Annotated in this window: 18 protein-coding genes; 5 read left to right on the top strand and 13 right to left on the bottom strand. The window is 62.3% G+C overall.

Annotation, left to right across the window (positions count from 1 at the left end; translation table 11 throughout):
• Positions 1-13: 13 nt before the first annotated feature.
• Positions 14-2,575, bottom strand: coding sequence for an alkaline phosphatase family protein (locus BV071_RS19215; protein WP_035610751.1), 2,562 nt, complete (start codon positions 2,573-2,575; stop codon positions 14-16).
• Between the two features lie 121 nt (positions 2,576-2,696).
• On the opposite strand from BV071_RS19215, the gene BV071_RS19210 reads away from it, so the two are divergent.
• Positions 2,697-3,422, top strand: a complete 726-nt coding sequence (locus tag BV071_RS19210) for a hypothetical protein (RefSeq protein WP_035610749.1) — start codon at positions 2,697-2,699, stop codon at positions 3,420-3,422.
• A gap of 16 nt (positions 3,423-3,438) precedes the next feature.
• Here BV071_RS19210 and BV071_RS19205 read toward each other — a convergent pair whose 3' ends face one another.
• Both BV071_RS19205 and BV071_RS19200 read right to left on the bottom strand, forming a co-directional pair.
• Positions 3,439-6,267 (bottom strand): hypothetical protein, encoded by a 2,829-nt coding sequence (locus BV071_RS19205; RefSeq protein WP_265594625.1) that lies wholly within the window; start codon positions 6,265-6,267, stop codon positions 3,439-3,441.
• Positions 6,264-12,914: a lamin tail domain-containing protein gene (locus BV071_RS19200; RefSeq protein WP_265594624.1), complete on the bottom strand. Its 6,651-nt coding sequence runs from the start codon at positions 12,912-12,914 to the stop codon at positions 6,264-6,266. Before BV071_RS19200 ends, BV071_RS19205 begins: the two co-directional genes overlap by 4 nt.
• Before the next feature lie 188 nt (positions 12,915-13,102).
• Here BV071_RS19200 and BV071_RS19195 point away from each other — a divergent pair, with 188 nt between their 5' ends.
• Both BV071_RS19195 and BV071_RS19190 read left to right on the top strand, forming a co-directional pair.
• On the top strand, positions 13,103-13,780 hold the full coding sequence (locus tag BV071_RS19195; protein ID WP_035610744.1) for a response regulator transcription factor: 678 nt from the start codon (positions 13,103-13,105) through the stop codon (positions 13,778-13,780).
• The gene (locus tag BV071_RS19190) at positions 13,777-15,237 is read left to right on the top strand and encodes a HAMP domain-containing sensor histidine kinase (protein WP_035610742.1); all 1,461 of its coding nucleotides are present in this window, start codon (positions 13,777-13,779) and stop codon (positions 15,235-15,237) included. The genes BV071_RS19195 and BV071_RS19190 overlap by 4 nt, the downstream gene beginning before the upstream one ends.
• A gap of 78 nt (positions 15,238-15,315) precedes the next feature.
• On the opposite strand, the gene BV071_RS19185 is transcribed toward BV071_RS19190, so the two are convergent.
• From BV071_RS19185 to BV071_RS19155, 8 genes are all read right to left on the bottom strand, one after another.
• Positions 15,316-16,236 carry a polysaccharide deacetylase family protein gene (locus BV071_RS19185; RefSeq protein WP_035610739.1) on the bottom strand — a complete coding sequence of 307 codons (921 nt, stop codon included), beginning with the start codon at positions 16,234-16,236 and terminating at the stop codon, positions 15,316-15,318.
• Positions 16,233-17,291 (bottom strand): bifunctional UDP-4-keto-pentose/UDP-xylose synthase, encoded by a 1,059-nt coding sequence (locus BV071_RS35540; protein WP_265594623.1) that lies wholly within the window; start codon positions 17,289-17,291, stop codon positions 16,233-16,235. Before BV071_RS35540 ends, BV071_RS19185 begins: the two co-directional genes overlap by 4 nt.
• Positions 17,288-18,181, bottom strand: coding sequence for a formyltransferase (locus tag BV071_RS35535; protein ID WP_075090954.1), 894 nt, complete (start codon positions 18,179-18,181; stop codon positions 17,288-17,290). The genes BV071_RS35540 and BV071_RS35535 overlap by 4 nt, the downstream gene beginning before the upstream one ends.
• Complete coding sequence (locus tag BV071_RS19175; RefSeq protein ID WP_035610737.1) at positions 18,178-19,125, bottom strand: glycosyltransferase; 948 nt, start codon at positions 19,123-19,125, stop codon at positions 18,178-18,180. Before BV071_RS19175 ends, BV071_RS35535 begins: the two co-directional genes overlap by 4 nt.
• Positions 19,122-20,303 carry a DegT/DnrJ/EryC1/StrS aminotransferase family protein gene (locus BV071_RS19170; RefSeq protein ID WP_052573582.1) on the bottom strand — a complete coding sequence of 394 codons (1,182 nt, stop codon included), beginning with the start codon at positions 20,301-20,303 and terminating at the stop codon, positions 19,122-19,124. Before BV071_RS19170 ends, BV071_RS19175 begins: the two co-directional genes overlap by 4 nt.
• Complete coding sequence (locus tag BV071_RS19165; RefSeq protein WP_265594622.1) at positions 20,300-22,006, bottom strand: glycosyltransferase family 39 protein; 1,707 nt, start codon at positions 22,004-22,006, stop codon at positions 20,300-20,302. Before BV071_RS19165 ends, BV071_RS19170 begins: the two co-directional genes overlap by 4 nt.
• Before the next feature lie 130 nt (positions 22,007-22,136).
• Positions 22,137-22,817 carry a hypothetical protein gene (locus BV071_RS19160; protein ID WP_035610732.1) on the bottom strand — a complete coding sequence of 227 codons (681 nt, stop codon included), beginning with the start codon at positions 22,815-22,817 and terminating at the stop codon, positions 22,137-22,139.
• 4 nt (positions 22,818-22,821) lie between these two features.
• Positions 22,822-23,259: an EamA family transporter gene (locus BV071_RS19155; protein WP_035610730.1), complete on the bottom strand. Its 438-nt coding sequence runs from the start codon at positions 23,257-23,259 to the stop codon at positions 22,822-22,824.
• A gap of 186 nt (positions 23,260-23,445) precedes the next feature.
• Between BV071_RS19155 and BV071_RS19150 the strand changes: the two genes are divergently transcribed.
• Positions 23,446-24,102: a response regulator transcription factor gene (locus tag BV071_RS19150; RefSeq protein ID WP_035610728.1), complete on the top strand. Its 657-nt coding sequence runs from the start codon at positions 23,446-23,448 to the stop codon at positions 24,100-24,102.
• A gap of 371 nt (positions 24,103-24,473) precedes the next feature.
• Positions 24,474-25,040: a hypothetical protein gene (locus tag BV071_RS19145; protein WP_265594621.1), complete on the top strand. Its 567-nt coding sequence runs from the start codon at positions 24,474-24,476 to the stop codon at positions 25,038-25,040.
• Positions 25,041-25,058: 18 nt separating this feature from the next.
• Here the strand turns inward: BV071_RS19145 and BV071_RS19140 are convergent, their stop codons facing one another.
• Positions 25,059-25,514: a DUF5684 domain-containing protein gene (locus BV071_RS19140; protein ID WP_265594620.1), complete on the bottom strand. Its 456-nt coding sequence runs from the start codon at positions 25,512-25,514 to the stop codon at positions 25,059-25,061.
• 66 nt (positions 25,515-25,580) lie between these two features.
• A complete protein-coding gene (locus BV071_RS19135) occupies positions 25,581-26,054 on the bottom strand; it encodes a hypothetical protein (protein WP_035610722.1) in 474 nt (157 codons plus the stop codon).
• Positions 26,055-26,096: the final 42 nt, after the last annotated feature.

Below are 26,096 nucleotides of genomic sequence, written 5' to 3'. Positions count from 1 at the left end.
ACTCCCTTAATCGTTACTTCTGCACCGCCAGCGAGCGGAAGGCGATCGCGCGCCGCACCGCTGGTGGAGCCGGGGCATCCTTGCCCATCACGGCATGCCAGAGGATCTCGTTCAGCTCGAAGTCATCGACCCGGTCGTACTCGCTGAAGTCCATCTTGTTGGACCGCTCTGCACCGTAGGAGAGCTCCGTATTCTTCTCCTCCAGATCCACCTGCGCGGGCTCGTGCGTGTAGGCTCCCAGGTCCGCTTGTTCGGTGAAGCTGTTGTACATCGGCCGAGCCGCCGCATCATATTGGCTCAGCGGCTCCAGCCCCAGGATCAGCTCCATCGTGCGGATCAGGCTGACCGTCGAATACATGGTGCTGTCCACCGCCTTTCGCTTCGTGTAGGGCGAGATCACCAGCCCCACCGTACGCTGCGCGTCCACGTGATCCGGTCCGTTCTGGGCGTCGTCCTCGATCACGAAGATCGCCGTCTCCTTCCACAGCGGGCCGTGCGAGACGTGCTCAACGAGCTGCCCCAGCGCCAGGTCATTTGCCCCTACGCAGGCCTCCGGGCTGAAGCCGCCGACCTTGGTACCCTCGGTATGGTCCTCGCCGAGACTGAGGATCGTGAATTGCGGCATCGTCCCCTCCTTCACGAACTTGTTGTACTCCGCGTTGAAGACCTCAACCCTCTCCGTGTCCCGGCACTTTCTCACGCCCGGCTTGGCAAGGCCGTAGTCGGGAGACATGTGACCCACCAGACCCGGCACCCGTGCCTCCATCTTGACCGCGCCATTCCCGTCGCTGACCCGCTTTCCATACTCACCATAGCAGCGGTAGCTCACGCCCGAACGAGCACACGCGTCCCAGATGTAGCCCGATGGCGCGTTTTGCAGCTCGCCCTCGTCATCGTCCTCTACCCCTTCGCGGCGCGAGTAGGTCAGGTGCCAGTCACGGGCAATGTAATCCGTGTTGTAAGCCATCGTGCTCCAGGGATGCCCATCGCGGCTCACCTGGCCATTGCAGAAGAGGTTGTCCAGTAGCACGAATTCCTCTGCCAGCTTGTGATGGTTCGGGGTGACCTTGCGCGGGAACATGCACAAGGCGGGATCGCCATTGCCCTTCGGATTCGGGCCCGCGGCCAGATCCCCGAACACCTGATCGTAGGTGCGGTTCTCCTTGATGATGTAGATCACGTGCTTGATCGGGCTCGGATCGCCCACCCGCTGAGGGATCGCCGTTTTCACCGGATGCGGCGCGGCCGTCAGCAGCTCGTCCGAATACGGGCAATTGCGGTACACCGCAGCCGTGTATTCCTTCAGTTTCTCCTCGTCCGGCACCGGCAGCACGGTCAGCGCTCCGCTCATCAGCGTGCCGATGTAGGGAAAGTCCCGCTTCGCCCGCGGCCTGTCCTTGGGCTGGCCTTCTTCCTTCGCGGCCTCCGCGGAGTCGTCGTCCTTCTTCTCGATCGGATTCGGATGCGAGCGCAGGCCCTTGCCCACGCCGATCAGCAGATTCTTACCGTCCGGCGTCACCGACACCGCGGTGGGATACCAACCGGTCGGGATGAAGCCCTTCACGCCGCATTGGCGCCGCTCTTCCACATCGATCACCGCGATGCAGTTGTTGTCGGAGTTCGCGACATACAGGGTCTCCCCATCCGGATCCAGGGCCAGCGCCTCCGGCGTGCTGCCCTCCGGAGCCTTCGGAAACAGTGCCGTGAAGATCGTCTCCTCCACCTGACCGCGCTTGGTGTTGATCACACTCACCGTGTTGCTGGAAGCGCAGGCAACGAAAAGGCGGCCGTCCTCATGCAGCACCATCTGGTTCGGGTGCTCTCCCACCGGGATCTTGCCCACTACCCGGAACTCCACCGGATCGACAAGCAGCACCTGCCGGCCCGCCCAGTCGCTTACGAAGAGCTGCTTCGGTCCCACCACGATGTCATAGGGCCTCCCGCCCAGCTCCAGCGACTTCGTGCTGCTGCCGTCCTTCAAGCTGATCGCCTCAAGCTTGCCCAAGTTAACGTCCAGCGAATACAACAAGCCCCGCTCCTCATCGCGCGCCACGCCGGATCGGAATGCCTTGGCATCCGCCACCTCGCCCGGGCCGGGTTTGGCTTCCGCTCCCGCGCGAGCTGGCGGCGGCTCGGTGGGGCTGGTGCGGATGAAGCTGTTGTCCTTCAGGTCGAAGCTGTGGAGCTTTCCGTAGCCACCGCCGGACCACCAGACCTTCCCCTCGCTCTCGTCCGCGGCCAGCCCATACCAGCTCTCACGGCAGGTGGCCGTTGCCAGCTCTTTCGGATCCTCTCCACCGATATCCACGAGGTAGAGGTTGTGCTTGTTGTAGCCGCTGGTCGCGACCAGCACCTTCTTGGAATCACCGAAAGGAATGATGTTCAGCGGCAAGTCAGTCGTAACGAAATGCCGGCCCACCGGCGTGAGGTGCCAGCCGTTTGGAAGGAGATAGCCGGTCTCGGTCGGCCCAACCGCCGGAGCGGCCTCCTGGGCCATTCCCGACGAAGCGATGGCGAGCAAGCAGCCCAGAGCCTGGATTGCCGCTCTTCCCGTCTTGTGCGTGTTCGGATGCATGATGGATGAATGAATTTTCATAATTTCACGCGCCCCGCCACCCATGGGCACCGGAGAAAAGAGACAGCATCGTCACAAGTGCCGGGGTGAACATCAAGCCCGCTCGTTTTACACGCCCGCCATGAAGTCGCGCGCGATTCTTCTGCTGCTCTCCTTATCCTCTTCCTTGCTCTGCGCCCAGGAGCAGACGGCCCCACGCCATACCTTGCGGGTCCTGCCGCTCGGCGACCCGCCACCCTTCCTGCAAGAGGTGCGCAACGGCGTGCGTTACGAACTGCCTGCCCCCGAAGGCAGCGTGCCGCCGCGCGACCTGCAGCTCGCCGCCACCATGGAAGGCAAGGAACCGCTCAAGCTCCGCCTCCGTCTCGGCTCTGCCTCCACCCCGCTGACATTTCCGCTGCCTGAAACCAAGGTCATCGAAGTCCGCAATGGCAGCTCCACTTGGCTCAAGATTCCCCTTTCTACTTCCGAGGCAAGCCTTGCGCTTATCTGGCGTGGCGGTCCGGATTGGAGCAAGGCCGGCGTGATGACCATCGGCGATGGTGCTACCGACCGCCAAGGCGACTGCCGCTTCGTCAATCTCACCGCCAAGCCGATGGGCCTGGTCTGGGGCAAGCAACGCCTGAAGCTCGAGCCCCGCACCAAGCTCTTGTCCAGCATCCCGGCAGGCACGGAGGAGCAAGAGCTCAGCATCCTCTACTCCGATGCCCAAGGAAACCTCCGCCCCTGCCTGGCCACCAAGGTCACTCCGAAGGCTGACAAGCTCCAGCAGTTCATCATCTACGCCTCCGACGAGAAGGACCCACGCACGCCGGTGAAGGTCCTTCCCTTGGAAGAGCCGCGTTAAAATAGCCGGCTCTGCGCTACTCCCGCCTCAAGCGATAGTAAACGCTCCCATCCGGCGGGGGCGGCACTTCCAGCATCCCGGGTAGCTCATAGAGGCTCTCCCACCCGGAGAGATCGAAGCTCCTCTCCAAACCTGCATCCAAAGCCTCCCAATGGAGAAAATGCCTGCCTCCCGACTCCACTTGCCGGAGTTCCAGCGGCTTTCGATAGCTCGCCACCAGCTCCACGTCTAACAGGGCGTCACTCGACGTGATCGAGCTCTGGTGCAGCTCGATCGCCAGCACATTCGTCCCCGCCACCAGCGAAGCCAAGGGAATGGCAAAGCTGTGGTAGTCCGTGACGTTCGTCGCATTCGCCGAGAGCGCCGTATAGGTCGCCGGCACCGGCAGCAACGCTCCGTCCGTGCTATTCGCCACCGGCAGCGCCCCATCGTTCAGCCACGCGAGCACGCCGTCATCGCGCCGGATCTTGAGGGTCAATCCCAGCAACTTCGAAGGATCTTCAATCCCGAAGCTCTTCCGGAAATAGAAGGTCCGCGTCCGATCACTCGAAGAACCGGCCGCCACCGTCGTGGCGAAGCTCACCCCGCCCACGCTGCCAAATCCCGCCGGCAAAGTTGCCGCCTTCCATTCCGTCGCCGCCGGGCTTGAGTCATCAAAGACTGCACCCTTCCAGCCCGAAGGCGGATCACTGCGAGCCTCACGGTAGCGCCAGCCGCCACTGCCCTTCGCAATCACCACCGGATCCGCGGAAGGCGTGCCGCGGATAAACCACGCCGCAGGCCCCGTGACCCCCGCAGCCACCGGCGTATCGAGCTGTAGCACCAGCGTCGCGTAGTTGCCCGGATTCGCCAATGGTGCCGCAATCGCCTTGATCGTCTCGCCGGGCTGGAAGCTCACGCTGCCACTCGCCAAGGGCTGGAGAGGCCCGAAAGGATCCGTCGCTCCCGCCAGATGCCACGAGGCTGAAACCACCCGCGAACTGAAGCTGCTCAGCCGGACTGAAAAGCTCCCCGGATACGCGGCGGGCTCCATCGGTGCCGCTGACCCTAGGACTGCAATCCCGACCTCCGACCCGGGAAGCGGCATGAATGCCTCAAGCTCCGCCGCCTGCGTCGCCGGATCAAAAACCTCGTTATCCGGATGATGCACGGGATCCGTCGTGCTCAGCAGATTGTCATGAACCGAAAAGACTGGCGCTCCGTTGTAGTTCCAGCTCGTCCAGTCATAGCCCCACACATCGTGGTAAGCATTGTGCGCCAGGATCGATTCCTTCAGCTCCAGCGTGCCATTGTAGGTCCAGTCGTAATTGTCGCCATAGCGTGCACCGTTGAGATTGCCGATGAAGGCACAATTCCCCACCACCGCCTGTGGACCGCCACCACTGGCGCCGTAACCGCACTCCACCCCTTGCCCGCAATCCGTGAAGACACAGCCGGAGAACGAAACCGAGCGTTGTCCGGAGAGCGAGTGGCCCTCGTGATAGACCGACTCATACCAGTTCCCTTGGAGAGTAGTCACCGTTCCTGCTCCGCCGTCAGCGCCGGAGTCGATCCCGTCGTCCTTGGTCCAGCCAATCACGCTGCGGCTTACCGTCTGCGTGCCATTGGTGAAATAGAGGCCGTCGTTGTCACCATCGACGAAAGTCGCATCGTCGGAAGGAATCTCCACCACCGCCGAGCGGTCCACCGTGACCGAGCTGCCATTCAGTTCGCCGCCACTGGCGCAGCGCTGCACCAGCGTCCGCTGCAGGTCGATCACGGCTCCGGCACGGCTGTTCATGGCCTGACCCTTGAGATCGATCATCCACACGTCCTCGGTATGCAATTCCGCTCCCGATGCCCCGACGAGAAACAGCGCCTGCTCCTTGCGATGCGAAGAGTATCCTGAATGGCTACTGAACCAGGTGGTGTCCGCACCTGCGCCCGTGAAAATTGTCCCGGCCGCCAAGACCCGCGAGCTGGCGAGGTTCAGCTCGATTCCGCCCCAGGGCTCAGCGGCACTCCTCGGCGTGAAAACCACCGGTTCGGCCAGTGTCCCGTTGATATCGAGCATGCCATTAGCGACCACCTCCACTCCCGGATCCAGCTTCACGATACTTCCCGGCCCGATCGCCAACGTGTTGCCAGCATTGATCGTTAGCGTACCGGTCACGTGAATCCTTGAGTTCGCCGGCCAAGCGGTCTCACCAATCGTCCCCGAAACATCGGTCCAAGTCGTGGCCGCCTCCACATTCACTGGGCGGCTTGCGGCGATTCCCTGCACCTTGCCCGCAAGATCCAGCGGACCAGCCGCCGTGAGTCCCGGCATCAGGCGTGATCCCCAGCCACGCCGCAACCAGAAGCCACGCCCGGAGAAACCATCCAGCGTCACCCGGCCGTTCAAGCGCAGGCCCTCGCCGTTGCCACTGTTAGACAGCTTCGCCACCACCGGCAGCTCCAAGCCCATCGGCCAAGCGGACGGTGCGATAAGATTCAAGCTACCGGCCGCAAAGGCACTGCTCGCATCTGCCACGACAGGATGCGGCGTCCACGCGGGCAGACCGCTCTCGGAACTGCCACGCTCTGAAGCCCGGATAACGAAGCGTAGCTCGCGGGTCTCCGCCGCACCGCCCCCTGTCGGGGTCTTGCTCACCGCAAGCAAGTGGAATCCCGCGGTACCGACCGCCACTGGACTCCCAGCCGGCACCGGCGCGCCATCGAGCGTCGCCACAAAATCGTAGCCCGCCTCGGCCACGATCGTGAGGCTGGCACTATCGTTATAGTAGCTCTTGTCGGCGACCCCGTTCACCGTGATCGCCGCAGCTGCCACTCCCGGAAGAGCCGTCAGAAGGAATAAAGCTCTCATGGCCCGGAGACAGCAGGAGTGACGATACGATAGAAACGATGCGGCTTGCCCGAAGCACCCGGGTCGTTCACCGAGGTCTCTCCCGTTGCACCCTGTGCCGGAAGATCGGTCAGCTTCTGCCAAGCACCGGCACCAAGCGCCTCTGAATACTGCACGGTGTAGGTCCGCCCCGCCTGCGCGGTGAAGTGGATCACTACGGCACCGCCTTCGAGGCTCACCTTGCCATCGAAACGGCTGGCGGCATTGTGCGGGTCGGTCCCCGCCAGATACTCGTTCGCGTTGGAGATGCCGTCGTGGTCGGCATCAAGCGCTCCATCAGCGGCAGAGCTCGGGTTAAAGCCGTGGGCAATCTCCCAATCGTCCGGCATGCCGTCGCCGTCGCTATCGGTGCTACCTTGCACGTTGGCGGTTCCCAGGGTGGGCGTCATCACGAAGAAGGTCCCCGAACCATCCGGGAAGCGTCCTTGGCTCTTCCCGTCCGCCTGGCTTCCGAATGCCACCGCATCCAGTTGCACCCCGCCAGCACTGAAGAGACCCAGCGCCCCCCCATCATTGTCCAAGGCGAAATTCACCCGCCCGGGGGTTGCGGCGCTACCATCCGCGATGAAGGACAGCCAGCGGTCGGAGCCGGTGCCTATGAAGCTGAGCGGCGGCACGAGCTGACGCCTCTTGTCGGAAAGATGGTCGCTCAAATAGTTGCCGCCAATCGCCACAGGTTGCGTACCGGAATTATAGAGCTCAAAGCCATCAGGACCGCTCGCAGGATCCGCCAGCCACTCGTTCAGCTTCACGGCGGAAACTGAACCTATCACCGCCGCCGCATTCGCCGCACCCCGGGTCGGAGTCGCAAGCACGAAGGGCCCTGTGCCATCCGGCACCCGGCCGATCGAGAGATCCGCCAGTTGGTTGCCGAAGGTCACCGAATCCCGCAGACCACCACCAATCGAAGGCGCATGGAAGAGATAGATGGCACCGCCTGCGCGATTCAGATGGAAGCCGGTATTCGCCGCCGACGCCGGCAACGAAGGATCGCACCCGAGAACCAGATGCCCGCCAGCCCCCAGGGTGGTGCCCGCAGGCATCACCCAGGCCCGGGGATTGCCCAAGTCCGTGCTCAGGCTCATGCCCGAAATGTCGATCTGCCCCGCGGAGGGATTCTCAAGCTCGACCCATCCAGCCAGCGAGCTATCCGGATTCGGCAGCGATTGGTTGTGCACCAGCACCTCGTTGATCCGCAGCGGTGGCACCGTCGTCGGCACCTGCACCAGCGCGTCGAGCTTCATGCCCCACACCACGTCGCTGCTCCCGGTATTCACCTGGTGAACCTCCACCGCGATCACATTGTCACCCTGCACCAGCAGTGATGCGGGCAGATCGATACTCTCTTCAATCGCGTCATCCACGGTCGCATTCGAGGTCGTGGTGTAGATCACGTCGCCCTCGTTCATTCGCACCCGCGCCGCGGGCTGGCCGTTCAGGTAGATCACCGCCCCGTCGTCCAGCATGATGCGCGCACGCAGAATCACATCATCCGTCGGGCCATTCCAGGTGAAGTGACGCCGGAAGTAATTGGTCGCAAAGGGCCGGTTCGAATTGCTGGCATTCCCCGCAAGCGTCGTGGTCTTCACGAATCCGGTAGCCGAGGGCAGCGCAGCGGTCTCGATATAGAGAAGCTGCCCGCCACTGGACCAAGCCGAATCATCAAAGCCCACCTGCTGGAAGGTTCCCGCATAGCTCGTGCTCGTGGCACGATACTTCCACGTGGCATTCACCGGGATCAGGGTCTGCGTCTGGACCTCATTCACCACGGTGCTGCCGGGATTCGGCCCGCCCGGCGTCGGCTGTGTGAAGAAGGCCACCTGGCCCGCCCCATCCGGCGTGCGCCCTTGCGCGATGTCCGTCGTCTGCGGCCCATAGACCACCTCATCCACGCGCCCAAGCTGCGGCGTGAACAGTCCAATTTCCCCCTGCGAAGCGGAGAGCTTGAAGGCAACATGATCCGGCCCCTGCTCCCCATCGCCATCCGCCTTGAAGAGCGCATAGCCGCCACCTGGGATAAACGTCAGCGGCGCAATCGGCGAACGATCGGGCCACTCCACCGGATTGTCGGTTAAGAAACCGCCACCCAGATTCAGCGGCAAGCTACCGCGATTGTACAGTTCGATGAAGTCCGTCGCGCTGGACACCGCAGCGCTGGCCAACCACTCGTTGAGCCGGATGTCCGACCAGGAGCCCTGCGCCGCAACGACATTCGGTCCACCAAAGCTCGGCTTGCACAGGTCCCAGCCACCATCACCTTCTCGCCGCCCGATCGAGTAGTCTGGCAATTGCTGGCCGAAGCTCACTCGGTCCGCCAGATCACCGTTCGCCTTCGTCAAGGAGAGGACCTCGCCACCTTCCGAGAGCGCGTAGTTGGCGCGTGGACTTGGCACTATGCCTGCCGTAGATGCATACACCACGTAGTAGGCACCGGGCGCAAGGATCGTGCCCGTCGGGAATGAATAGCGGTATGGCGTAGCCGGCGTATCGCTTAGTCCCCATCCGGAAATATTCACCGGCGCATTCCCAGAGTTGTGCAGCTCGATCATGTCCGGGAAAGTTCCCGAGAAGCCAAGCGTCGCGACATTGCGCGCCAGCACCTCGTGGATCTTCACCGGTGAATCTCCCGCAGGCGGCACATAGCCCGGATCGATCGTCCACGCATAGCTGGCGATCACCGCATCCCCACCGAACTCGGCATCGTCTTGGAAATACAAGGCATCGTTCCTGCCAGAGACCTCAAGCGTGTGCGCCCCCGCCCCAAGCCCGCTCAAAGAAATCACCTGCCCGATCGGCGTGATCGCACTCCAGACCCCGCCATCCAGGCGCCAGCGGTAGTGCGTGTAACCAGAACTCCACGAAGCGACCAGCGGCTGCGGCCCCACGTTTACTTGGATCGAATCGAGCGCCGTGACGGCCCCCACATCCGCGTGCAGACAAACGCCCAGCGGAATTACCCCGCCTTTGTCGCGGCCATTCCCAGCCGTGCCGCGGGCCGGCGAGTTCGGCTTGAGCGCCAGCCATTGCTTCATCACCTGCGCGCCTTCCCAGGAATTGAAGTCCGTCTCGGCCAGTTCCGGCACATGCACCAGCAAGGGGTCCAAATCGGCGTTGCCGCTGCCCGTTCCCGTCCAGGGGAGCTTCATCAGGTTGCCTGAAATGCTCACCGCCGTGGAAGCGCTGTCGTAGTTGCGCAGCAACTGCTGGCAATCGACCAGCACATTGTCCTCCGCGATCAGGCCCGCCGCGTAGGTCGTGGGTGGCGCTGGAATTGCATCCTGCAGGTTCAGCACCCCACCTTCGATGTCCAGACCACCACTGATCGTCTGGTGCACCACCGTGTTATTCCGGAAAGTATAGTAGTTTCCCTGCTTCGCGGTCAGCGCGTGATCCACGTCGTAGAAAATATTCCCGATAATCGTCACCTCGGAGGTGTCGGCACCATTGCTGCCACCAGAGACCGCCGCAGAGGAGTCCGGGGCACCGTTCTTGTGGCAGTGCAGGAAGATATTCCCTTCCACCCAGGTGTCTGTGCCATCCAGGTCGAGCATGTCATCGTCGGTCCCGTCGAAGACACAGTTCAATACCTGCAGAATCGGTCCGGGCCGCTGCCCCCCGGTGAAGTCAACCGTATCGTTGTAACCCATCGGCGAACCGAAGAAACAATGGCGCAGGATCCCGCGCCCGCCAGCTTTCACACCGAGAGTCCCGTGCACCAACTCGAACTCTGCGGTCGCCTCCGGGAACACGCAATCGCTCACCACGAAGGAAGCGCCATCCAGCGAGATATACTGCTGCGTCGTGTTCGCGAATTCAAGGTGATCGAAGATCACATCACCCGCATTCACATCGATCGCCCGCGTGCTATTTCCCGCGATGCTCGCATGCGAGATCACCGAACGCGGCGTCCCCGCCGCACCATTGATCACAATCCCACTCCACGTCGCCCCGCTCCCCGGTGCCGTCGTGAAGCGGATCCGCGCGGCCTCACTGCCCGGCGCCATGATCCGTCCGCCCGATGCCACGGTAAGAGTGGCTCCGCCCGCCAGATACACCGTCGTGCCAGCTTCGATGGTCAGCGTCGCCCCGCTCGCCACGGAGATCGATGCGGAGACCAGCCACGGACCGCCCGCCGCCGTCCAGGTCGTATCCGTCGTGATGTTCGCAGCCACGGACTGCACGCTGCCGTCGTCATACCAGACATCTTCCGACATCCGCTCCGTCTCTTTGCCCGTTGCATCGAAGGCCTGGATCAGCACCCGGTTGATCCCCGGCTTCAGGGCCACCGCCGGAGCACTCCACGTCGCCGTCCAGCCGGTCCATGTGACCGCCTGGCCATTCACCTTCACGCTGCGGGTCGTGATCGCATTAGCCCGGCCACCCAGCGCGGCACTCGCCGTGGTTGTATGCGGATAGCCGCTCAGCACCGCCGGTGCCGTTGTAACCGACAAGCCTAGCGGAATCTGAGTCGCCACCCAGGCCGTCCGCTGCGCGTTGAAGGTCTCCATGCTTGAGATCACGGCAGGATCCACCCAGCCACCCAGCATCTCCGCCGCCGTGGCATTGAAATTCGCCGGCGCGAAGGCCCCGTCGATCATCCGCTTGAGCTCGCTGTAATAGACCGGCGCGAACTCCGGATGCTTCATGAAGGGGTTCACCGGTGCCGGCGGACTCCCGGTCAGCGATACGATCCGGCACATCTCGAACAAACCCCGCGTCACCGAGCTGCTTGAGCTGCGGCCGAACACGCTGTCCAAGTCATAGGGGATCAGCCGCGCCCGCGGATCCGTCACGCCGATATAGATGTTGTAGTCGTCGCCATAGCCGTTCGACAAATTCGTCTCGGTGTTGTCCGCGAGCGTATGCATCGCGAAGAAGCCCATCCACTCGCGCACATCAACCTTTGCGTTCACCGCGCTCACGTAGTCCAGCTGATAGACCGGCGCATCCAGCGTCGGGCTCTGGCCCTTCGCCAAGGCCTGGGTCACGCCGATCAGATCGGACCAATTGTCCTCGCTGCTATTCGTCTTCTTGAAATAATTCTCCCGGTAAGGCGTCGGATCGGCGAGCGCCGGATTGGGATTGTTGCTCAGGTCGCGCAGATCTCCACCCGGCTCGGTCGCTGTGCGGTCAGGATCATACACGCGATAGGCATTCCCTGAGGAATCGAGCGGGAAGTGCAGGTCGGCAAACTCCGATCCGACCACTTCATTCGCCACATAAAAGCCATAGGAAGGCGCACCGGCACTCGTCGGATTCACCGCATTCACCCTCACCTGCACCGCCCGGGACGCTGCCATCGGCGCGCCCGCACGGCGGAAGATCGCGCTGCCGATCAGTTGATACGGCGTGTTCTGGGTATTGAGATTGAGTCCCGTCACATCATCCCACGGCTGCTCATTCAGGAAATTGATGCGGTAGCTCTGCGGCTGCGCGGAACGGCTGCCATTCCCGCGATTGCGCAGCCCGCACTGATAGCGCAATTCGGTCCCGGTCCCACCGCTCATGATCGCGGTGGCATTCATCTCCACCTCGCTCTGCGTTTGATCCAGCCCCGCGATCGGCGGCGCATTGGTATTGATCCGCGTCAGCTCCTGCCGGTCCACCGCGCGCAGGATCATCCGATAGATCGGCATCGACCCGGAATAAACGGTATCATCCACCTGATAGAGGCAGTTCGTCGCCTGCTCCGGCTGCCCCGCTTGATCCAGCGACGGCGCCGGCCATGTCCGCGAGTGCGACCCGCTATCCGCGGCGCTGACGTAGAACTCGATGATCGTGCCCTGTGCCTCCGGCGGCAAAGTCGCGCCATAGACGCCATCGTTGGCCAAGCCGTCCCCATGCTGCCCGTCATCCGCCATCGCGGCGTTTGTGAACGAAGGCCCACCATCCACCCGCCAATGCACCGCCGCACCCGCCAGCGTCCCGTGGTCATCATTGATCCGCGCCGTGACCTGAACCGGCTCGGACGACTTCGGCACCAAGGGGAAATGTCCCACCTCGCGGATCAGCGGAGCGATATCCGTAGCTGCCACGGAATTGGCCGCACCGGGTGTGCCGCCTGCGACACCACTGGCGGCCCAGTTCTGGCCGCTTGAGTTGTCAAAACCAGCCTCCACCAACTCCAGCGAGCGCCCGCCACCATCGGCCGGATTGTTCCAATGCCAGCCGAAATGTCCGAAATCCGCGACCGTATCCTTCGCGCGCACCGCCCAGTCGCCGTCGTCGCTGTACTCCACCTCGTCCACCTTCACGCCGTCGGCATCGACGAGCTCAATCCGGTTCGAGCTGTTGGAGAGCCTTCCGCTCCATCCTCCCACCGCTCCTGTCACCGTCGGATACTTCGCCGCAAAAGCAGCCAAGTCCGCCGCGATCACCAAGTGCCCTCCAGCCGGCACAACGGTTTCCGCAGGAATGGTGAATTCCACTCCGCGGGTGATGGACCAACTGCTCACATCCACCGGCTCGGCACCGTTGTTGTGAATCTCGATGAATTCGCCGGAGGTTCCTTCGTCCGCAGGATGGTACATGATCTCACTGATCATGACATCCGCGGTCAGAGGAGCGACCAACGCGACCGGAAGGGCGCAAAGGATGGGTGTTTTCATGTCTAAGGCGACAGGTTCCGCGATCCGGCAAACCGGGCCACGGCGGGCAACCGTGCATTGGAACCGGAAGAGCATGAGAAAACGGTGAGAATGGGCGATAAAAATCTCAGGACCCTCGTTCCGCCGTTCCGCGTTGCCATCCACTCGCTTGGAAGATATCCACCCCGCTGAGCCATTCTTCCCGCCCCATGCGCTGCCTCCTGATCGAAGATTATCTCCCCCTCCGCGACAACATGCGCGAGTGCCTCGTCGAGGAAGGCTTCGTCGTGGATGACTGCGGAGCTGGCGACGAAGGCCTCTGGAGCGCGGAGAACCACTCCTACGAGGTCATCATCCTCGATATCATGCTCCCGGTGATCGATGGCCTCTCGATCCTGAGGCGACTGCGCAAACTGCACGACAAGACTCCGGTCATCATGATCAGCGCCCGCGACTCGGTGGAAAACCGCGTGGAAGGTCTCAATGCCGGAGCTGACGACTACCTCGTCAAGCCCTTCGCTCTAGCCGAGCTGGTGGCCCGGGTCCGCGCCCTCAACCGCCGCCGCTATGATCGCGAGTCGCATATCATCTGCATCGCCGACCTGCAGATTGACACCCTCAGGAAGGTGGTCACCCGCGGCGAACGTGAGATCGTCCTCACCCGCCTCGAATACCGCATGCTCGAGTACCTCGCTCACCGCGAGGACCAGACTGTCTCACGCATGGAGATCGGCGAGCATGTTTATCAGGACCACGACAGCGGCAATAGCAATCGCGTGGACGTCTATATCAGCTATCTCCGCAGAAAGCTGAACTCGGAGGGCGAATCCGATCTCATCAGGACCGTGCGGGGCCTCGGCTACGTCATCTCCGGCCGCAGCCCATGAAGCACCCCTCGATCAAGACCCGCCTGATCTTCGGCAGCACCTTCCTGGTCGCCATCGTCCTGCTGCTTTCGAAGCTCGCCATGTACCGCGAGGTCGAGCGCTCAATGCGCCAAGAGGTCGACGATGAGCTGCTGTACTCCGCCACCCTGCTTTCAAAGTCTACCGAGCTGGAGTGGGGCGGCGTCGTCTACGAATGGAAGGAGGCCATGGACTCCACCGCAGGCTTGGGAATCCAAGGCCTGTTCCAACTCTGGGACCTCAAGAGTCAGCAAACGGTACGCTCTCCTGACCTTGGTAACGCCGACCTGAAGTTGTTTCACGGCGAGTTGAACAAGCCGGTTTATGAGACCATTCAGCTGGCGGATGGCCGCCCGGCCCGGGCGGTGGGCTTCCTCCACCTGCCTTTCACCAACGAATATGGCCGCGAGGAAATGCGCCGTCGCGGCAAGATTCTCGATCCCACCGACTACCCCCAAGTCATCGTCTGTGCTTTGGACACCCGGGATCTGGAAAATCGACTCTCCGGCACTCGCGCCGATCTCCTGTGGAGCGGCGTATTCACTCTGCTCGCCGTTTGGCTGGCGGTTCTCCTGATCACCCGCTGGTCCCTGCGGCCCTTGAGCATTCTGGCCACAAACCTCCTCAAGCGTTCCTCCGAGGTCGGCACTCCCCTTCCCGAAATCCCACCCACCTTGCCGCGGGAGCTGGTCCAAGTGACCTCGGCCTTCCGCACCACCCTCGAGCGGGTCGAAACGGCACGCGCCCATGAGAAGGACTTTGCCCTCAGCGCCGCCCACCAGTTGCGCACTCCCATCGCCGGCCTGAATGCCATCCTCGAGCAGGCCTTGGCTCGTCCCCGGGAAATGGAGAATTTGTTAGGCCGAATCCAGCGCGCCCACGAGGTGGTCCACCAGATGCACCAGACCATCGAGGGCCTGATGCAGCTCGCCCGCTTCCGCAGCCGCGTGGATCAAGCCATAGTCGCGCCGTATCAGCCGGTCGAAGTCGTCCGCCAGCTGATGGTAAATCACTCTCACTCCGAAGGACCGGAGAGCCGCCGCCAGCTGAAAATCTCCGCCCCTTCTGAAGACATACGCGTGGCCGGAGATAGCCGCCTGTTTCAGGTGCTCGCCTCTACCCTGATCGAAAATGCCTTCCGCCACTCACCGGACAATGGCCGGATCGACATTTCGATGCGCACCCGCAGCCGCGATTTCATTCTCTCGATCGCCAACGATACCGATGACTTCGATCCCGCGGACTCAGAGCGCCTTTTCCGCCCCTTTCAGCGCGGCAAGAATACCTCGGTGAATTCACCGGGAGCTGGCTTGGGCCTTGCTTTGGCCAAGGAAATCTCCCTCTGCATCGGAGCCCTCTTGCACCTCTCCAGTCAGAAAGATGGCATGGTGATGTTCGAGCTTACCCTGCCGGATGCGGTGCAACAAAGCGCCAGCTGAGGCAATTGCGCCCGCCCAATAATTCCCGTGATGGGAGGGGCTGAGGCCCGAGGCGCCAGACACCGCCCAACCAGTCCCTTAAGCTACTACTCCAACCGTACCTGCTTGCGTCGCCACCGTCCCGCTCCGCCCGTCAATCGCATCCATCACCACATCACAAGCCGGCGGCGTCTTCCCGCCCGCAAGAATCCCATCGGCCAGCTCCTCCATCCGCACAAAGCGGCATCCCCGGTCAAAGGCGGCCAGCAGAAAGCTGCAGAACAAGGGCATTTGCCTGCCGCCCTCGATCTCCGCGTGGATCGTCAAGACATTCGGCCGATCCTCCCGCAGCAGCTTCAGGTAGTGCGGGACGATTACCTCCTCCGGAAACTCTGGCCGGCCTAGTAGCTCATCCAGCGTCGGCAGGGTCGTCGGGATCTCCAGCACCTTGAAGGTCTCGCCGCCGATCCGCGGAAGGAAGGCAGACTCTCCCCGGCAGTCACTTGCATAGTAGAGCCCGGCATCGTCATACACCTGCTTGCTCGCCATGCTCGCCTGCCAGCCCGGCGCACCCGCCGTCCGCGCTTCACAGCCGAAGATCCGCATGAATTCACCGCGAGCCTTGTTGAACTCCGCACGGGTCTGCTCCGGCGACATCCGGAAGAGATGATCCTGCCAGCGGTAATGATCGTAGCAATGGATCCCCACCTCGAAGCCCCGCGCCTGCACGGATCGCAAGACATCCGTGTTCCGCCGGCCAATGTGCGGCGCGGGCAGCAGCGTGCCATTCAAGAGAGTCCGCACGCCGTAGGTCTCCACCACGCTCGTGCGGCTTACCTTCTTGAAAAACCCGGGACGGAAAATCCGCGAGACCGCCTTGCCGGTGTTATCGGGCCCCAGGGAAAACAGGAAGGTCGCAGGCACCCCGAATTCCTCCAGCAGCCTCACCAGCGCGGGCACCCCTTCGCGGGTCCCGCGCTCGGTGTCGACATCCACCTTCAGTGCGATCACCTCGCTCATGCCGCCGAGGTCAGTTCGTAGTCCTCATGCGCCAGATGGTAGTCCAGCGTGTGGCGGATCGCGGTCTCCAGATCCACCTTCGGCCACCAACCGAGCGCTTCCTTCGCCGCCTCGATCGAGGGCACCCGCGTGTGGATATCCTGATAGTACTTCCCGAAGTAATCCTGCGACGAGACCGAGACCACCTGTGCCTGATCCGCATGCTCCCGATAGTCGGGGTATTGGCGGAAGGCCTCGATCATGATCTTCGCCAGGTCCGCCACCGTCACATTGTTGTGCGGGTTGCCCACGTTGAAGATGCGCCGGCTGGCGGCACCGTCCTTATTCTCGATGATCTTCAGCAGGCAGTCGATGCCATCATCGATGAAGGTGAAAGACCTGCTCTGCAAGCCACCGTCCACCAATTGGATCGGCTTACGGAAGATGATGTTGCTGATGAACTGCGTGAACAGGCGCGAACTCCCTTCCTTCGGCTCCATCACATTGTCGAGCTTGGGCCCGATCCAGTTGAAGGGCCGGAATAGGGTGTAATCCAGCCCTTCCAATCCGTAGGCGTAGATCACGCGGTCGAGCAATTGCTTGGAGGAAGCGTAGATCCAGCGCTGCTTGTCGATCGGCCCGTAGACCATCGTGCTACTTTCCTCATCCAGCACTTCGTCCGGACACATCCCGTAAACTTCCGAAGTGGAGGGAAAGACCAGGCGCTTCCCGTACTTCATGCACTTCCGCACAATCTCCAGGTTCGCTTCGAAATCGAGTTCGAAGACCCTCAGTGGCTGCTTCACATACTGCGCGGGATTCGCAATCGCCACCAGCGGGATGATCACATCGCACTTCTTGACGTGATACTCGATCCACTCGCGGTTGATGGTGATGTCCCCCTCCACAAAGTGGAAACGCTTGTCCCCGAGCACATGGCTGAGCTTGTGATCACCCACGTCCATCCCGTAAACTTCCCAATCCGTCCGGCGTAGGATCGCCGAGGTAAGGCTGCTGCCGATGAAGCCGTTGGCTCCAAGGATAAGGACTCGCAATGGCTTGTTCTCTTGGTTCATAGGATATCGCCCGCGGCCAGGCCGCGGGTAGGTTGCCCCCGCCACTCGGAGCGGAGTAGTTGCACGGCACCATCGCCAGTGGCGATGGTGAGGGGTTCAAGGGAGAATATCTCGCCAGGCTCGCCCCAGTGGCCGGGGAGAGCCTTGGTCTGCCACACCATCAGGCGGGCTCCGGCAAAGTCGGTGAAGGCTCCGGGGTAGGGATCGGTCACGGCTCGCACCAGATTGTGGACCTTTTCCGAACTGAGCGCCCAGTTGATGCGACCATCTTCCGGAGTACGGCCACCGTAGTAGGTGGCCTCGGCTTCATTCTGCGGCGTGCCGGTCGCCGTTCCGGCGAGCAAGTGGTCGATCTGCCGCCCCAGGACCTCAGTCGCACAAGGCAGCACCTTGCGGAAGGCCTCCTCCGCAGTGTCGTCGGGACCAATCTCAACACCTTCCTGATCGACGACTTCACCCGCATCCGGGCGCTTCACCATCCGGTGCAAGCTCATCCCGATCCGCGACTCGCCATGCAGCACGGCCCAGTTGATCGGCGCGCGCCCGCGGTATTTCGGCAGCAGCGAGCCGTGCAGGTTAAAGGCCCCCAGCGGCGCAAGCCTCAGGATCGCCTCGGGAATCATATGCCGGTAGTAAACCGACAAGATCAGGTCGGGCTGCATTTCCCGGATCCGCTCCACCCACTCAGCGGATTTCACCGACTCGGGCGTCAGCACCGGGATGCCATGGGCCTTGGCGATCAGCGCCGGCGTCTTGAACCAGATGTTCTCACCCGCCTGGTTCTCGTGCGTGATCAACGCCACCACATTATGGCCGCGCTTGACCAGCAGCTCGAGGCAGTCATGCCCGACTTCGCTGTAGCCGAAAAACAAGATGCGGGGCTGGCTCATTCGCGGACCTCCAGGACGTGGTCGATGTGATAGCGGGCGCGGTTTCTCACCACCTGATAGGTCCGGCCCATGTACTCGCCAATCAGCCCGATCCCGACCATGCAGACGCTGATCAGGAAGAACAGGATTCCAAACAGCGTGAAGATCCCGCCCTCTTCCGGACCGATCTTCAGCCGCCGCGCCGCAAGCACCACCACCAGCAGGAAGCTCCCACCTGAGCAGGCCATCGCGAAGATCGTGAAAAGCTGCAGGGGTGCCGTCGTGAAATAGGTGATCAGGTCGAAGTTCAGCCGGATCAGCCGGTAGAGCGAGTAGTTCGAGACCCCCGCATGCCGCTCCTCATGCTTGATCGGAATCTCCGTCGGCGTCTTCGCCAGGCTATAAGCCAGCGCCGGAATGAAAGTATTGATTGCCCCGCTGCGCACGATGCCATCCACCACCTCGCGTGAATAGGATCGCAGCATGCAGCCTTGATCCGTCATCCGGATGTTCGTCATCCGGCCACGCAGGCTATTGATCAATTGCGACATCCGCCGCCGGAAGAAGCTGTCCTTGCGATCGAGTCGCACGCCGCCCACACAGTCCGAGCCCTCGTCCATCTTTTTCAGGAAGGCGGGGATCTCCTCGGGCGGATTCTGCAGGTCGGCATCCAGGGTCACGATGATCTCGCCGCGCACCCGTTCCAGCGCGGCCATCACCGCCATGTGCTGGCCGTAGTTCGCAGTGAATTCAATCACCCGCGTCACATCCGGCCGCGCGGCATGCTGCGCCGCCAGCAAGTCCGTCGAGCGGTCCGCGCTGCCATCATTGGTGAAGATCACCTCGTAGCTCCGGTCCAGCGCATCCAGCACCGGATAGAGCCGCGAAAATAGCATTGGTAGATTCCCTTCTTCGTTGAAGACCGGAATCACCACGGACACTTGGATCTTGGTTCCTTCCCTCATGATTGGACCTGCGTGCGTAGCACCACGGTAAGAGCATCCACCACCCGGCGGACGTCGTCCATCGTCATTGCGGGGAAGAGCGGCAAGGTCAGGATATTGCGTCCGATCTCCTCGGCATACTTGAAATCCCCGGGCTTCCATCCCATCTGGCGGTAGAGCGTGAACAAGTGGATCGGCGGATAGTGGACTCCGGTGCCGATTCCCAGCTCCTTCATCGCTTCCATCACTGCCGCCCGGCCACCCGGCAACCGCCGCCCCGGCAGCACCACCTGGAACATGTGCCAGTTGCTCTGCTTGAAATCCGGCAGCGGCAGAAGCAGCCCCAGTCGCTTGATCTCCGGTGTGTCTAGTAATTCGCTGTAGCCCCACGCCAGATCACGGCGCGCCAGCGTGAACTCCTCGAGCCGCCGCAGCTGCCCGATGCCCACGCGCGCTGCCACATCGGTCAGGTTGAACTTTCCTCCCGCCACCGCCACATCCATCCCATCCACCCCGCTGCGCACCACGCCCTGCAGGCGATACTGCTCCGCCAGCGCCGCCTCGGCCTCATTGTTCATCACCAGACAGCCGCCCTCGATCGAGGTGACGTTCTTGTTCGGATGAAAGCTGAAGGACACCAGATCACCGGTGCTGCCGATCAGCTTCCCCTCCCAATTGCTGCCCAGCGATTGCGCCGCATCCTCGATCACCCGCAGCCCGTGCTTGGCCGCGATCCGTGCCAAATGCCCGCGATCGACCGGAAATCCCGCCAAGTCCACCGGCATGATCGCCTTGGTTGCCGGAGTGATGGCTGCCTCTGCCCGCTCGAGGTTGATGTTCCGCGTGAAGGGTTCGATGTCCACAAACACCGGCCGCGCACCCACGTTGAGAATCACATTGCTGGTGGCGACCCAAGACAGCGGCGTGGTGATCACCTCATCACCTGGGCCCACACCAGCCAGGCGCAGCGCGACCTCCAGGGTGGCCGTTCCCGAATTGAACGCCCGCACAGGACGGCCGCCAAACAGCTCCGAAAGCTGCTGCTCGAACTCCTTCACCTTCGGCCCCGACGTGATCCACCCCGAACGCAAGACTTCGCAAACCCCTTCGATGGTCTCCTCATCGATGCTCGGGCGAGTCATCGGCAGGAAGGGTCGGGCGATCCCGGTCAAGGGACTGATCAAGGAGGAAGCACTCATAAGGAGGAAGAGGGGGAACGATTCACCACCAGGTAGAGATCTCCGCTCTTCCCGATGACTTCGTTGTTGAGGCCAAGCTGGCTAAACCACTTGTCGTAGTACCAATTGCGCATCACCGCATAGGTCGTCCTGGCGTCCTTCCATTCTTCGATGAAACGCGCGCGGGAGATGAAGCGGTCCGCCGTCTTCTCCGGCTCCGCATCGATGCCAAACTCCAGCTCGCCCTTGTAGCCGGCCACATCAATCTGCCGGTTCAAGTAGACCGGCATGTCCTGCGCATAGAGCGCGACATGCACGACCCGGTCCTCTGGCTTGAGCCGCTCTTGGAGAATCCGCGACAGCGCAATTGAGGAGCCGGCGTCAAACGCGCGCCCCATCGAGGCGATCGCGACGAACAACACCGCCACCGTGACCATCATCCCGCCGGCCACCCGTCCTGCTTGCCGCTTCAACAGCGCAAAACCAGTGAAGCCCGCACCGGCTAGCAGGATCGCAGCCGCCAGCCCGGGCCCGTAGGGGTAGTGCAGCGTTAATCCATCGTGACTACCCGGCACCTTGATTAAAGGGATGGCCACGCCAGCCCCCACCGCCAAAACCACAAAAGCCCACCCCCCGCGGCTGAATCCAGCCTCCATCCCCTCACGGCGACGTTCCGCCACATAGCGCCCGATCAATACCGCGCAAGCGGGAATCACCGGCAGGATATAGGGAATCAGCTTCGATTGGGACGCCGAGAAGAAGCCCATCACGAAAACAATCCAGATCACCAGGAACCACGCCTCCGCCTGCTCCTTCCGGCCCTTCCAGCCGCCGCGAAGGGAACGCGCAACCGCCTGCCAGGCAAATACCGTCCACGGCAGCAAGCCCCCCACCAGGATCGGCAGGAAAAACCACCACGGTTCGAAGCGGCGGTGCACGGTCGTCGTGAAACGCTCGAAGTGCTCGTGCACAAAATAGAACCACGTGAAGTCCAACTTGTGATTCGCCGAGTGGTTCGCCAGCCCGACCAGCACATGCCATGGCACCGCAATCACCAGGAACAGCGCGATCCCGCTCACCGGATAGAAAGGCCTCAAGGAGCGCCACCGTCCGAGCAGCAGCAGCCACAGGAACATCACCGCACCAGGGATCAGGAAGCCAATCAACCCCTTGCACAGCGTCGCCAGCCCCATGAAGGCATAGTGCGCCATGAATAGGCTCCGTCGCTTCGCTCCCCGCGGCTCCCGCACCCCCAGCAAGAAGCTGAATAACGCCCCGCTGATCATCACGGATACCGCCATGTCCAGCAGGATCACCTGTGCCAGCACATAGTAGATCAATGTGGTGGCCAGCACCCCAACCGACCAGATCCCCGCCGCCCTGCCGTAAATACTATAAGCTGCGTAGTACGTCAGCAGGCAGCCGAGCACGGCAAACACCGCGATCCACAGCCGCGCCGTGAAATGATTGACCCCGAAGGCCTTGAAAGTGAGAGCCGACAGCCAATAGACCAACGGCGGCTTCTCGAAATACTTCACCCCATTCAACCTCGGCGTCACGTAGTCGCCGGAGATTGCCATCTCCCGGGAGATCTCGGTGTAGCGGCCCTCGTCCGGATCCGCCAGCGGCCGCAGCCCGATGAAGGCGCAAAACCAGATCGCCGCCGCCATCGCCACCAGCACCAGCTCTTTGAGCTTGGGCGCGGCGTGACGAACCGGCTGCACCTCGCCCGGAGATGTCGGTGCCCCCCCGGAGGCGGCTAACTCAGAATCACTGGCTTCGCGGAACTTCAAAATCGTGCCGCGATCAAAGCGGAACGAACATGAGAGCCCGATGAGGACAGGGATTTTTCCTCTATTCCCCGGCTTTTCGCCCCGCCAGATGCTCGCGAACCAGTGCCGCCGCCAGCAACACGAAGGCCAGGGCCCCCAATCCACCGAGCAGCCAGCCCCAATGCCCGGTCGCAAAGGATTTGCCCGCCGCCATGTATCCACCGCAAATCATCATTTCCACCGGCAGCGAGACGATCACGTACAGTCCCAGCGGAATCCCCGCCAGCGCTAGCAGGTAGTTTTGCACGATCAGCGGCGCACCTGGCGTCACCCGCACCAGCAGCACCAGCTTCCACGCGGAAAGCTTGCCCACCTGCGGCATCGTGATCCCGAATCTCGCCACCATCCGCTCCACGAAAGGCCGCATCCGCCGCGCAATTGCATGACTCGCCAAGAGATTCAGCAGCAAGGCCGCCATTCCCGCCGCCAAGGTCACCGGCAGCCCGTAAAGCGGCACATACACCGCCCCCGCCATCAGATAGAAGGGAACCACCGGCACCCCCACCAGCGGCAATAGCGCCATCGCCAGCACAAACACCACCAGCGGAACTCCGCGCAATGCATTGAAGGCAAAATCCATCCAATGCTGCACCACCGCCAGCGGGTGCTCCGGCGCATACCATCCGGCCAGCATCGCCATGGCCATCACCCCGATCAGCACGAAGGCCAAGCGGTGACGGTGACGGCGGAGAAACTGTTTCATGCGGTCATGCGGGCTTGCCACTACCCATCGCAAGCACCAGCGCACCGGCAACGATCAGAGCCCCGCCAAGGGCATGCTGCCACGTCAGTCGCTCCTTCAAGAAGATTCCCGCAAACACGATCGCAAAGATCACGCTCAGTTTGTCGATCGGTGCCACCCGTGACGCCTCTCCCAGCTGTAGCGCCCGGAAATAACAGATCCACGACAGTCCTGTCGCCAGCCCGGACAGCGTGAGAAATACCCAGGTCCGCGAGGAAAGCCCGCTCAGGGCCACCACCGGCCTGCAACTCGCAAAGGCGATCACCCAACTGAACGCCAGCACCACCGTTGTCCGTACTGCGGTCGCTAGATTCGAATTGACCCCGTCGACCCCCGCCTTGGCGAGCACCGCGGTGACCCCAGCGAAGAATGCCGCCAGCAATGCCCAGATCAGCCAGTTCATACCTATCCTTCACGCCCTAAGCACCCTCAGCGCAAGCCCCGGAACATCTAACAGCTGTTACGGCACCGCGAAATCCCGCTCCCTTTCGAATCCGCCATTTCTCACGACTTTCTAATCCCCATTCCGTTACCCTCGCTTGCACGGAGACTCCTCGGCCCCCAACGACGCCGCTTCCGACTGCTGCCAATGCCTAGCCCCGCCCGAATCGTGCTGGTCGACGATCACCCCATGGTGCGCGAACGACTGGCCGAACTGATCAACCGCGAATCCGACATGATCGTCTGCGGTGAAGCCGAGGACCGCGGCGAAGCCCTCGAGGTGATCACCCGCGAGCAACCCCGGCTCGCCATCGTCGATCTTTCCCTCAAGCGTTCCAGCGGCCTCGATCTGATCAAGGATCTCAGGACCCTCCAGCCCCAGCTTCTCATCCTCGTGCTCTCCATGCAGGAGGAAGACCTCTACGCGGAGCGCGTGATCCGCGCCGGCGCCCACGGCTACATCACCAAGCAAGAGGCCACCCGCAAGATTCTGGAAGCGATTCGCCAAGTTCTGGAAGGCCGGATCTTCATGAGTTCCCAGCTCTCTGGAGATATTTTGTCGCGCATGCTCGGCAAGAACCGCTCCAGTACGGATCCCCTCAAGGAACTCACTGACCGCGAGCTCCAAGTCTTCGATTTGGTCGGCCAGGGATATGCTGCGCGCTATATCGCCGAGCATCTGGGGCTCGATTCTAAAACAGTGGAAACCTACCGCGCGCGGATCAAGGATAAGCTGGAGCTGAAGGATTCCTCCGAACTTCTGCGCCGCGCCATCGCTTGGAAGACCTCGCAAGCCCGGGAATAGGCTAATTCCTGCGTTTTGAGACCACAGCTCGGGGGTCTACGGGCGGGGTACGTCCGCACTCGCGAAGGTTTGGAGTTCGCCCAACCCGCCCGCCGACCTCCACTGCTGGCCGGCGGCCAGCGGGGGGCACTCCCTACCCACCCCTGGGAGGGAGTGCCTGTCGCTTAAACCTTTACGGTGCTTTCGCGCCGCTTAAGCAAACGACAACTCTGCTGTTCCACCGGTGGATTTAGCATACCAGCGATGAGAAAATGGTTAGAATGGAGCGGAAAAAAGAGGCTATTCGGGGCGAGAAAAGGCCCGGTTCCCCTCCCCCCGATGGGTATTTCTGGCCTTGCCGGGGGAGGGCGGGAGGCATGATATGTGATGCCATGAGAAAACTTATGCCCCTGCTCCTGGCCTTGGCTTTGTCTCCGCTGGCGTTTGCCGCAGAGCCCGCCCCGGCGGTGCCACCGCAGAGTTTGAAGAAGCAGCTCACGGCGACGCCCTTGGCGGAGATCGTGATCCCGAGCTTCAGTGCGGATCAGACGACCTTGGGCGATGCGATCGCGGTGCTGACCCAGCAGGTGAAGAAGAACAGCAAGAACGGCCTGGAGCTGCAGTGGGTCTACAAGGACGTCGATGCCGCGAAGTGGCCGCATACGGTGACGCTCACTGCGAAGGACAAGTCGGCGGGGAAGATCCTCAGTGAGATCGCGGCGCAGGCGAAGGTGGAGGTGAAGCTGGAAGAGCACGCGATCGTGATCAAGCCGATCGCAGCTCCGGCCGCGCCGAAGGCCCAGAGCGCGGCTCCCACTCCACCGCAGACGGCGGCGGCTCTGGAGAAGAAGTCGCCCTTGGACATGCCGAGTTTGGACAAGGGCTCGGTCGAGTCTTCGCGGATCGATGACGAGTATGACCAGACGCCGATCAAGGGTCGGAATCCGATCAAGAAGTGAAGCCTTGGGTGGCGCGGGCTAGCCGATCGAGGTGGGACGAGTGTCGTCGGTGGCCGGTCCCAAGTACCTTGAGTTGCCAAAGGCGAGGATCGGGAAGAACACGAAGGGCAGGAACATCAGGCCGAAAGCGAAGCCGGTCTTCTTGCCGAAGCACTTCGCCGTGTCCAGGCAGAGGAACAAAAACACCAGAAAGTTTACCCAAGGCACGAAGCACAGGATAACGGCGACCCACACTGGGCGCCCCAGGATATCGACCCAGGCAAAGCTATTGTAGAATGGAATCACGGCTTGCCAGCCCGGCCTGCCGGCCTTCTGGAAGAGCACCCAGAAGGAAGCGATCATGCCCACGGTAAGGGCCACTGTCAGGCCCACCACAATGGCCTGAACCTCGCTGTTCATGGGCTCCGGTGCGGGGACGCGGGATGCGGTCTGGAGTTCGGATACTTTGGCCAAGAGGAGGGGGAGACATTCCATGGCGGGAGGGACTAACAGGTCCGGACGCAGGCCTGAAGAAAATTGGATGAAAACGCCATGTCTGCCTCAGAACAACTCGCCCTGCGCTGGTGGTTTCGCAGGCGGTGGTTCGAGCGCGGGGATGGTGGTGATCTTGCCCGCGCTATCGAGGCTGCCGAAGAGGGCGAAGCGGGTGTCGTGGAAGTAGGCGAGTTCCGCGGGGCTGGCTTCGACGGTGACCATCTTGGCGAGCTGATAGCTATTGCCGGCCTTGGAGACGACGGGTGGTTCGAGCACCCAGATGAGGTGTGCACCGGGTGGGGCGTCACCCCAGATGAATTCCTTGGTGTCCTCGGCTTCGATGGCGACGGCGGCGATCTCTTGAGCGGATTGGGCGATGCCGTGGTCGGGTTTGCGGAGCCACCAGGCGAGCTTCTCGCTTTGGGCGCAGCCGCCCCAGATCACTTCCGCTTGGCTGCCATCGGGGAGGCTGACGGTGAAGGGGGTTTTGCTGCCCGGGCCGTAGATTTTGCCGTCGATGGTGCGGAAGCGGTGAGGCATGGAAGGGATTATTGCAGCGGATGGCAGAGGTGCGAGTCCTGC

Origin of the sequence: Haloferula sp. BvORR071, from assembly GCF_000739615.1 — a bacterium.
In the GTDB taxonomy this organism is placed as follows: domain Bacteria; phylum Verrucomicrobiota; class Verrucomicrobiia; order Verrucomicrobiales; family Akkermansiaceae; genus Haloferula.
This window is presented reverse-complemented; position numbering and strand designations above follow the sequence as displayed.

Coding starts and splice junctions, on each gene's coding strand:
- BV071_RS19200 (WP_265594624.1), bottom strand. CDS start 12,914: ATGAAAACACCCATCCTTTGCGCCCTTCCGGTCGCGTTGGTCGCTCCT.
- BV071_RS19190 (WP_035610742.1), top strand. CDS start 13,777: ATGAAGCACCCCTCGATCAAGACCCGCCTGATCTTCGGCAGCACCTTC.
- BV071_RS19195 (WP_035610744.1), top strand. CDS start 13,103: ATGCGCTGCCTCCTGATCGAAGATTATCTCCCCCTCCGCGACAACATG.
- BV071_RS19155 (WP_035610730.1), bottom strand. CDS start 23,259: ATGAACTGGCTGATCTGGGCATTGCTGGCGGCATTCTTCGCTGGGGTC.
- BV071_RS19135 (WP_035610722.1), bottom strand. CDS start 26,054: ATGCCTCACCGCTTCCGCACCATCGACGGCAAAATCTACGGCCCGGGC.
- BV071_RS19170 (WP_052573582.1), bottom strand. CDS start 20,303: ATGAGTGCTTCCTCCTTGATCAGTCCCTTGACCGGGATCGCCCGACCC.
- BV071_RS19140 (WP_265594620.1), bottom strand. CDS start 25,514: ATGGAATGTCTCCCCCTCCTCTTGGCCAAAGTATCCGAACTCCAGACC.
- BV071_RS19185 (WP_035610739.1), bottom strand. CDS start 16,236: ATGAGCGAGGTGATCGCACTGAAGGTGGATGTCGACACCGAGCGCGGG.
- BV071_RS19175 (WP_035610737.1), bottom strand. CDS start 19,125: ATGAGGGAAGGAACCAAGATCCAAGTGTCCGTGGTGATTCCGGTCTTC.
- BV071_RS19210 (WP_035610749.1), top strand. CDS start 2,697: ATGAAGTCGCGCGCGATTCTTCTGCTGCTCTCCTTATCCTCTTCCTTG.
- BV071_RS19160 (WP_035610732.1), bottom strand. CDS start 22,817: ATGAAACAGTTTCTCCGCCGTCACCGTCACCGCTTGGCCTTCGTGCTG.
- BV071_RS19205 (WP_265594625.1), bottom strand. CDS start 6,267: ATGAGAGCTTTATTCCTTCTGACGGCTCTTCCGGGAGTGGCAGCTGCG.
- BV071_RS35535 (WP_075090954.1), bottom strand. CDS start 18,181: ATGAGCCAGCCCCGCATCTTGTTTTTCGGCTACAGCGAAGTCGGGCAT.
- BV071_RS19215 (WP_035610751.1), bottom strand. CDS start 2,575: ATGCATCCGAACACGCACAAGACGGGAAGAGCGGCAATCCAGGCTCTG.
- BV071_RS19150 (WP_035610728.1), top strand. CDS start 23,446: ATGCCTAGCCCCGCCCGAATCGTGCTGGTCGACGATCACCCCATGGTG.
- BV071_RS35540 (WP_265594623.1), bottom strand. CDS start 17,291: ATGAACCAAGAGAACAAGCCATTGCGAGTCCTTATCCTTGGAGCCAAC.
- BV071_RS19145 (WP_265594621.1), top strand. CDS start 24,474: ATGAGAAAACTTATGCCCCTGCTCCTGGCCTTGGCTTTGTCTCCGCTG.